At 41.5% G+C, this 8,762-nt stretch carries 11 protein-coding genes and 1 tRNA gene (1 of these 12 running past the window's edge); 3 read left to right on the top strand and 9 right to left on the bottom strand.

The features are described from left to right. Positions 1-32 (top strand) — tRNA-Lys (locus HMPREF2711_RS11190); it begins 149 nt to the left of the window's first position. A gap of 37 nt (positions 33-69) precedes the next feature. Here the strand turns inward: HMPREF2711_RS11190 and HMPREF2711_RS04050 are convergent. The 8 genes from HMPREF2711_RS04050 to HMPREF2711_RS04015 form a co-directional block, all read right to left on the bottom strand. After that, positions 70-1,056 (bottom strand): tyrosine-type recombinase/integrase, encoded by a 987-nt coding sequence (locus tag HMPREF2711_RS04050; RefSeq protein WP_283118215.1) that lies wholly within the window; start codon positions 1,054-1,056, stop codon positions 70-72. Continuing rightward, positions 972-1,301 (bottom strand): helix-turn-helix domain-containing protein, encoded by a 330-nt coding sequence (locus tag HMPREF2711_RS10800; RefSeq protein WP_083301548.1) that lies wholly within the window; start codon positions 1,299-1,301, stop codon positions 972-974. Before HMPREF2711_RS10800 ends, HMPREF2711_RS04050 begins: the two co-directional genes overlap by 85 nt. Before the next feature lie 266 nt (positions 1,302-1,567). Then, complete coding sequence (locus HMPREF2711_RS04040) at positions 1,568-2,002, bottom strand: hypothetical protein (protein ID WP_070615638.1); 435 nt, start codon at positions 2,000-2,002, stop codon at positions 1,568-1,570. A gap of 1 nt (position 2,003) precedes the next feature. Further along, positions 2,004-2,762: a nucleotide-binding protein gene (locus tag HMPREF2711_RS04035; RefSeq protein ID WP_070615635.1), complete on the bottom strand. Its 759-nt coding sequence runs from the start codon at positions 2,760-2,762 to the stop codon at positions 2,004-2,006. A gap of 150 nt (positions 2,763-2,912) precedes the next feature. Then, on the bottom strand, positions 2,913-3,464 hold the full coding sequence (locus tag HMPREF2711_RS04030; protein ID WP_070615633.1) for a TrbM/KikA/MpfK family conjugal transfer protein: 552 nt from the start codon (positions 3,462-3,464) through the stop codon (positions 2,913-2,915). 111 nt (positions 3,465-3,575) lie between these two features. Then, a complete protein-coding gene (locus tag HMPREF2711_RS11115) occupies positions 3,576-3,743 on the bottom strand; it encodes a hypothetical protein (protein ID WP_168162757.1) in 168 nt (55 codons plus the stop codon). Positions 3,744-5,038: 1,295 nt separating this feature from the next. Beyond that, positions 5,039-5,632 carry a hypothetical protein gene (locus HMPREF2711_RS04020; RefSeq protein WP_141745648.1) on the bottom strand — a complete coding sequence of 198 codons (594 nt, stop codon included), beginning with the start codon at positions 5,630-5,632 and terminating at the stop codon, positions 5,039-5,041. A gap of 45 nt (positions 5,633-5,677) precedes the next feature. Continuing rightward, the gene (locus tag HMPREF2711_RS04015) at positions 5,678-6,310 is read right to left on the bottom strand and encodes a helix-turn-helix domain-containing protein (RefSeq protein WP_070615627.1); all 633 of its coding nucleotides are present in this window, start codon (positions 6,308-6,310) and stop codon (positions 5,678-5,680) included. Between the two features lie 112 nt (positions 6,311-6,422). Here HMPREF2711_RS04015 and HMPREF2711_RS04010 point away from each other — a divergent pair, with 112 nt between their 5' ends. Further along, on the top strand, positions 6,423-6,638 hold the full coding sequence (locus HMPREF2711_RS04010) for a helix-turn-helix transcriptional regulator (RefSeq protein ID WP_049351607.1): 216 nt from the start codon (positions 6,423-6,425) through the stop codon (positions 6,636-6,638). Positions 6,639-6,640: 2 nt separating this feature from the next. Continuing rightward, positions 6,641-7,405, top strand: coding sequence for a hypothetical protein (locus HMPREF2711_RS04005; protein ID WP_070615625.1), 765 nt, complete (start codon positions 6,641-6,643; stop codon positions 7,403-7,405). A gap of 594 nt (positions 7,406-7,999) precedes the next feature. Here HMPREF2711_RS04005 and HMPREF2711_RS04000 read toward each other — a convergent pair. Next, the gene (locus tag HMPREF2711_RS04000; protein ID WP_070615622.1) at positions 8,000-8,383 is read right to left on the bottom strand and encodes a hypothetical protein; all 384 of its coding nucleotides are present in this window, start codon (positions 8,381-8,383) and stop codon (positions 8,000-8,002) included. Between the last annotated feature and the right edge of the window lie 379 nt (positions 8,384-8,762).

The following is an 8,762-nucleotide window of genomic DNA, read 5'->3' as shown; positions in this document are numbered from 1 at the left end:
GGTCGAGCGTTCGAATCGCTCACGACCCACCACTTTTCCTAAGCCTAAACAATTGTTTGGGCTTTTTTCTTAGCCACCACTTATCTTGAGGTGTGCCTGTTTTGTGTCGAAACCAAGACCGACACTGTCCAATATAGCCGCGTGTCCGTGCAAATGTTCGGGGGCTAGATGGGCATACTTCTGAACCATCCCGACATTTTCCCAACCACCCATTTCCTGCAAAGCGGCGAGCGGAACTCCGGCTTGTACCAGCCAACTTGCCCAAGTATGCCTCAGATCGTGCCATCTGAAATCAACAATGCCTGCCTGAGACAATGCGTTTTTCCAAATACGCGAACTGATGCTTTTCACGGGTTTGCCGTTTGGTAGAGTAAAAACAAAAGATGGATGTTTGCCCATCCGTTTTTCCAATATACCTAGTGCCGTCTGATTCAGGGCAACGCCGATAGCGCGTCCTGCTTTGGCTTCGTCGGCCTCAATCCATGCCGTCTTACGGCTTAGATTGATCTGCGTCCACTTCAGTCCCAGTACATTGCGTTGCCGCAAGCCTGTCGCCAAGCTGAACACTGCCATATCAGCTAAATACTCCGGCAGGGCATCAATCAGCCTTTGGGCTTCTTCATGTTTCAGCCAACGAATACGGCGTTTGGCTTCACGATACAGTTTAAACTTCGGCACATTGTCCAGCCAGCCCCATTCTTTTTCCGCCTTATTCAAAATCGATCGGATTAAGGCAAGATAGCGATTTTTGGTACTGTCCGAACAAGTCATACGGTTGATGGTCTGCATGATGAAATCACGGCTCATATGGTGCAAGAAGACACCTCTGAAATGAACTAGACAGCGTAAACGGCTTATGTCATCCCTGATGCTTTTCTTGTCCCCCATCTCTTCAATCCACCGGACTGCCGCTTCATCCCACAGTCGTTTCGGTTTTTCGTTGAAATGTTCCTGCTGCCACAATTCATGTTTCAGTTTGTCATGCAGCCTTTGGGCTTCATTTTTGTCTTTGGTGCGAGAAGATTGTCTAATTCTTTGACCGCTTTGCGTTGTGATGTCAATGTAATAGACGCCATTTTCGCGTTTATAGATCGGCATTTTTGTTCACTCCTACTTTCGAGTGAAGCCAGCATCCGCGCATTTTCCAGTTCGTTTATAAATGCGTCAAGTGCGGGCTGCGTGATACAGTATTTCCGTCCTGGCATGGAGGCTGCCAAACGGCCGGAGCGGATATGTTCCCGTATAGTTTCGGGATGGCATTTGCAGTATTGAGCCGCTTCTTTCACGTCATATGTCTTCATGGATTATCTCGATATTTCATAAACCGTGTAGGGTGCGTTTTCCTGTAATAGCGACAGCCGTCTAACTGCCGCATATCGCTTGATACGGGATTCCAACACTAAAAAGTTGTTTCGGTCGATATAAAACAGCAGGCAGAGATAACCCTGCCTGTCTGCTTCGAGTGGAACGAGACGGAAGTGCGGAAACTGATCATCCTTTGGATTAAACAGGGCGCTTACTTTTACGGTAACAACTTCTACCCTCTTCTCTGTCAGCATAAATGTACCTAAACGAATTTCAGAACAAGTATGGAACAGAAGAAAATCAGTGCCGCAACTAACCATGACCGATTTAGCTTCGTTGTCACTTCGTCAAGGTATCCCTTCATTTGCTTGTCAATCTTGGCTTGGATGGTGGCATACAACTTGCCTTCACTTTCGGCAAGTTCTTTTCCATATCCTGCTAGAAGATCTGCCATAATCTGCTCACGATAAGTCTTCAAATCTTCAGCAATTTGAACTGCCGTTTTCAACGGTTCTTCGATTTCAGCAGCAATTCCGTCAAAATCCTCACGGGTATGGTTACGTTGTTCTTCAAACAAGGCTTTCAGCCGGCTTTCCTGTACCAACAGAATAGCAATAACCGGATCGTCTGCTGTAAGTTTGATACCCGAAACCCGGAACACGTCGGCAATAATGGCATCTACTTCTGCTTTTCCCATATCATGCCTCTGATTTTTCCGATTGGCGTTGAGTAGCCAAAAACTCTATTTGATCCAGTTGTTCATACAACTCACGCTGTACCGTACGCAGACGTTGGCGAGGCATCAAGCCAAATACACCTGAATTTTGTGCTTCAGTTAAAGTCAGGTTTTTGGTTGTCATTTCCTTTATATCTGCACCAAACGTATCCGGGTTGCGATGTGTAATATGTACCACGCCGATAATACGATCCTTGTATTGCTTATAAACACCAAATTCCTCAAACGGTTTATCTTTAGTTACCACACCTTGAAAGTCGTTAAGCCAAATAACCACTTCAGCCTGTAAAGCATTTAATGTTTGCACCAAACCTGTAATACAGTCATCAAGAGCCTGTCCACCTACAAGTGGTACATGAATAATCATGCGGATACCGTTTTCGGCCAAGAAGGACGGTACTTCGTTTTCTGCCATATAAGACATCAATGGCACAAAAGTAGCAGCCCCGTTGTCAATGACAGCAATACCTTCCTCGTTTACTAGCTTCTCAATCAATCCATCAAAATAGCGGGAATCAATATTGTTACTGTCATTTAAAATATCGATTACTTCAGGATTTAACGCCGAGAAACGGCTAAAAGAAGGATTTACGGGATCAGTATCAAAGCAATGCAGTTGCTCTCCACTGGCTTTTGCTTTGAGGTAGTCACCTAAAAAACTTGCAATCGTTGATTTACCAACGCCACCTTTACCTTGTGCAATAAAATGGACTTCTTTCATGGCATAACCTTTCGTTTGTTCAAATGATTTTTTACAAAAAGAAACCTGCTCGTCCCTGAACAAGTTTGTGTTTGTAAAAAAAGCAGCCCTATATAGCAGGGCTGCCGAAGCTGCTAAACATTTATGCCTATGTAAAGCAGGAGTGAAGTTTTAACGAATATCTACCCAGCGACCACCATTCTTCTCTTCGCCGACATATCGTACTTTATCGCCCGCAGTCGTCCATCCGTGGTCGTAATAAGCCTTGCAGTATTCCGGTTTATCAGGTCTGACGTAAAACTTTTTAACCATCTGGCAATTTTCATCAAACGTATATTGTCGGCCAAAGCGATATTTGTTTTTTTGTTCGCATACCTTCTCAAACCTTGAATAACGCATCATACGGTTCAACTCTTGAGCATCACACCGGCCAGCTCCATTTGCAATTGCATCAACCAAACCCGACATTTCAGCACTTTCCGAACTACTCGGACACATTTTTAAAAAGTTACGACGCGCCTTGATCGTATCGCCCAATTTTTTGTGGCGAATCGAAAAATATCGTCTAATAGATGACGCACATTCGCTTGGACGATCACCTGATGACAGACATAAAATTGCCTCACACGCCAAGCGCGTATCACCTGTCAGCACATCATCAGCATAAGTCGCTGGCGCTGCTCCCAGTAATGCCGCAATTAACAAACCCAAAGATTTTTTCATACACACACCTTTTCCATATTGAAATAAAAGACGAAAAAAAGGATAATCTGCGTACCCCTACGAGATCATCCATCTCAACTTAAATGCCGCTTTTGTATGAAAGCGGCTTTTTCATTGCCAAACAACTGTGCGAACTTGGAACTTTCTTCCTTCTTGCACAATGTTTACGCACAAATCGGAATTGCCCTTCATCAGCAGGTCAACCTGCTGGGCTGCGGCTCTCATGCTTTGATATGTACCGATAACGATCTGTTTGACTGGTTTGCGGATTTTTTTCATGTTACTTCCTTTCGCTTTTAGATGAAGTGAAGGTCGTCTGAAACGTTCTCAGACGACCTCAGAATTTAATTGCAGGGCTTCCACCAATCTCAACAAATTAGTTAACAAGGCGACTTTGCGCTATGGTTAGTACAACAAACATCAAAGTCAAAATGGTTAACCCACTAAATGCTATAAGGATTCCAAGTTGGTCGATGCTCAGTTGAAAGGCGATGGAGCAAGATATGTTGTATAACAGCAGTCCAAACCAACATAAGAATTTCATGTGAAATTGACTGTCTTCCAACGCCTCACTACCTTTCATCAAACACACTGTGCTGATTAAAAAAGATGCAGGGGGTAAAAATGTACCAATGTAAATGAGATTTAGCATTCAAGAACCTTCTTATACAAGTGCAGGGCTTCCACCTGCTCCCCGACCTATTGCCGGTAGTCAGCCTTATCAGGGCATCGCTCAAAACGGCAGGGTGTGATAAATACCATGCCGCCGATTTTTACCCTCCCGCTACTGATGGTTGTTCACGGGCAAAGTGCTTGTTCACACAACATCACACACGGACGGTTTCGGAACCGCTCAGTCTTTTTGCTCCGAGCCACTGAGTTGCCCGCCACCCTATAATGTAGCCAGGCAGTAGAAAAAAACAATTTGGAATATGTTTTAAGACAAATTTATCTTATAATGCGTTTTTCGTCATTTGTCATAATGACACCATTAGACTATAATAAACTATCTGATTATTTCAGATGAACCCAAACGGAAACCCGCTTCTTGCACAAGCGGGCTTGGATTTGGATACATGTTTAAAGACGGGTAGCGCCGTCTGAACATTTGGGCATTTGCCCTATCGGACTTTTCCGATAAATACCCGCTCACGGCGGGGAATACAAAAATCAAAATGTATTTTGCAGCTTGTCCGCAGATTATCGCTGCTGCATCGGGAATACGTCCCGATTAAGAAATACGTCCAACTTGCCGCCTGTTACCGGACCCCACTGGGCAACCCGGATGCGCGGCATTTTTTTTGGCAGGTCAGATGCTGCCTGCAACCGTTTGTCCGATTTACCCAAAGGCTCGATCACCTTTTTTACGCATGATGTTTCAGTCTTTTAAGGCCAAAACAACTCCGAAGGCCGGTTGCTTCGTTCCAAATATTTAAAGAGCTTTCTGCGTTAATTGCAGAATATATTTGCATTATAAGCAGATTATTTTCTGCGTCAAGTGCAAATTTGAATTTTGATAAAAATAAAAAGGCCGTCTGAAAATTCAGACGGCCTTTTTATTGGGCAATTGAAGATTATCTGTTGATGTCTGCCAATAAAGCTTTCTTGATTAGCTTAAAGGTATTGTAAGAAATTATTTTAAAGATGATACATACTGAAATTAGGAGAATAACGATAAACGGTGTTAAGGCTTTTTGCAGGAAAGGTCCTACAAAAGGTAGTAACCCTATGACTGGTATGACAATATACTTCATGAATATTGGCAGACCAAAAAGAACAATTAGGATGAATAATGCCGACAAAAACATGAATTTGTTTCTGATAACTGATTTAATATTTGAATATTTTGGAGTGCTTTCCCCCAAATTGCTGTTATGCAACATGACATATTCGCCACGATTTTTCCGCTTATCAAATAACCCATACACTTTTACACGGTGTCCGACACGCGCAGAAAAATCCCAGTCATAGAATTTGAAGCTAGCCTCACCTCCTTCATCATCAACTAGAAAAAACTCAAGTGTTTCGTGTGTTTGGCTCTCGATAGAAACATAATCAAACCCACCACCCGAAACACTTGTGCTACTTCTACAACTTGTATCCACCACTATTCCTGAATAACAAAGTAATTCAAAAAATCTGTTTTCAAAAATAACTTTAGATTTCACAGAAATCTCCTTGCAAATCATGATTCAGGTTGAAGAAGAGTGCAATTATTTTCTTCTATATTTTCGATGCTCAACCATGACCCCCAACGTTTTCAAGTCAGAGTGGGAAGAATGGAAAATTTCAAAATCTTCATTTAATGGATATAGCTCAAAAACTTTTTTTCCATCAACGATGCCACGCGCACGGTACTTTCTGAAAAAAATATCCTGACCATTACTTGTTGCCAAAACAAAGTCTCCAGCTTCAGCTTGTAAAGTTGGGTCTAAGATAATCTTATCACCTATCTGAAAATCCGGACTCATGCTTAAATCATTTATTTCAAATGAAAAAGATTGTGCTGAAATTATTGCTTCTGTTATCAACCATTCTTCGATTTCTAAAAATTCAACATGACTTTGGATTTTATCCCAATCTAAAATTTGCTGCTTATTTAACAAAGGAATCCTATGATAGCCTGATGGAAGCGATATATCCTTTGCTATATGAGATGACATCAAATCAACGGGGGAGCAGTTTAAGGCTTTCGCAATTACACTTATCTTTTCAGTAGTCAAGGATTGTTGACCTCTTTCTATTCTTGAGAGGTTACCAGTATCCGAACCAATTTCAAGAGCTAATTGCTCAAGAGTCATTTTTAATTCTTTTCGCCTAGCGCGAATGTTTTGTCCAATATCCATTCTTGCATTCTCTAATTCTGCGTGAAATACATCAAAGCTGTGAAAGCAGAATAGCCTTGTTATTTTTCTGCGTTTAACGCATAATAAAAAAGTTTTTAGTAGGAATCAGATTATGACTTCACCTTTAAAATTAGCTCGCCTAGGGCGAAAACTGACGTTGGAGCAAGTTGCCGAATTAGTTGGCAGCGATAGTGGGAATATTTCCAGAATTGAAAGAGCGAAACAAATCCCGAATAGGGATTTGGCAGCAAAACTGGTTGAGTTATTCAGAGAAGATGGACTCACGGAGGTTCATCTTTTTTATCCGGAACGGTTTGAAACCAAATAACAATGCTCACAGCCGAAATCCGCCACCACATAACAACGGACTTCGTGGTTTACCGCGAGTTCGGGCTTTTGTGCGGCTCCAATATTCAGGCAGCGACATTATTGTCAGGGCTGTTTTGGTGGAGCGACGTGGCCGATAAAGAACCAAAACGTCAGGGTTGGTTTTATAAAACCGCTTCCCAGCTGTTCGATGAGTTCGGACTGACACGACGTGGCTATGAAAAGGCAAGAAAATTCCTTTCAGGCAAAGGCGTTATCCAATGCCGACGTGCAGGTGTACACGGCAGGATGCACTGGCAGCTCAATAAAGAGCGTCTGTTAGAGCTATGCTATCTTGTCAAAGGCCAACCAGTGCCGCAATTCAACAGCCGTTACCATCTCGACATTGACAATTTCCGTCTTGAAAAATGGATCAATCTCGACCTTTGGAATGACTTCCTCAAAATGCGCGCCGAAAAAGGCAAGCCAGTCAGTCTGAAGCAGAAAAAGATCCTGCTCAATCAACTCAAAGACCTCAAAAATAAAAATTACGACTTGGAAGCTGCTATGCGAAAAGCCATTCTAAACGGCTGGGCAGGCTTCTACGCATCCGACCGATCGCCTATCCGCTCACAGCCGACACCCGAAGCAGAAGCCCTTAAGGTGCTGGCAGAATATGAGGCACAAATCAAACAATCCGTTCATCCTCCTGATACAGACGGACAGCAGCGGAATCCTGACAACCCCCACCGTCAAAATCTCCTAAATTACTATAAGAAAAAACAGTAATCATCAGGCTGTTGGCACAGCCATGCCCCAAAGCTGCTCCGGCAGCTTTTTTTGTGCTTTTTTGCCGGTAATTAGGCCGTCTGAAAGTGATTTTTTCCTGTTCTCCTCAAAAATTAGAGATGTGATCGGCTGTTTTTCTGCTCCGTTTCCCTTTTTTATCCCAATCAGATTTAAAAAATCGGTTTTTATGTTGAAAATAAGTATCTGAAAATATTGTGTTTGTACATAATGAGCAAAGAACTTTGGCTTTAGAGGACATAGAACTTTGTCCGTATAGGACGGCCTTTATACAAAGATCACGTTCACAGACCACTATCAAAAAATATTACAGGCTCACGCCTGACTGTTTTTTGTGCAATTTATAATGGATGTAGATGGATATTGATGGTTGAGAGGATATAGACTCTTTTTGAGGGAGAGATATGTACAGGTTTTGTGGATAAATCGTTAGAAACATGTACAGGGCAGAACAGGAGGAATTTGTGTAGGTTAACCTGTGAGGAAGCGCAGTTTTACCGCTGATACACCCGAAGATTTAGCATATTTGAAATTATTTTTTTGAGTAAAGGCCGTCTGAAAATTCAGACGGCTTTTTCATTTGAACTCCTCCGGGTTAATCGGTTTTTGCCAATCAAATTTGTTCTTTCCGGAATTAGATTGAGCCAAAGTTTCTTTTTGCTTTTCAGGTTCAGAAACGAGGCTTTTTGAATTAGTTAATTTATTATCATTTTGAGTTTTTTCTACCTTCTTTTCAGCTCCTAAATTCATTTTTTGAAGCCGGGAACGGATGAATCGATTTAATGCCTGTTGGCTTACTCTTACATTTTTCTTTTCAGCCAAAAACTGCAATATCAGTTTTTCAGTAAACCCAAGCTGCTTCATTTCTAAAATTTCATCTTTATAAGGCTCCAGTACGGATCGTTTCCCTGGACTCAATTTATTTTCATACGATTTGATGAAATCTTCTAAATCACTCATACACACCTCTTACAACATCATAACAACATTTATACAACCTATTTTACAACCTATACAACACTTATACAACATTAATACAACCTATTACAACAATAAACAACTAAAAACAACATCTATACAACATTTAAACAACAAATATACAAGTATTTTTACAACATAAATACAACATTATTACAACAATAAAACAACATATACAACATTATTACAACGACTATACAACCTATTTACAACCAAATAACAACACATATACAACAATTAAACAACAAATACCTCCTCTCCACGCGTACTTCTTTTCTCAAAAAAGGATATTGAATAAGTACCGATAAATTTTAACTACAATGCAGGATAGGCAACGAGTGCCAAAAAACGCACTAAATGC

The sequence above is a fragment of the Neisseria sp. HMSC070A01 genome, assembly GCF_001810165.1.
GTDB lineage: Bacteria > Pseudomonadota > Gammaproteobacteria > Burkholderiales > Neisseriaceae > Neisseria.
The sequence above is the reverse complement of the archived record's forward strand: the minus strand, read 5'-3'. Positions and strand labels throughout refer to the sequence as shown.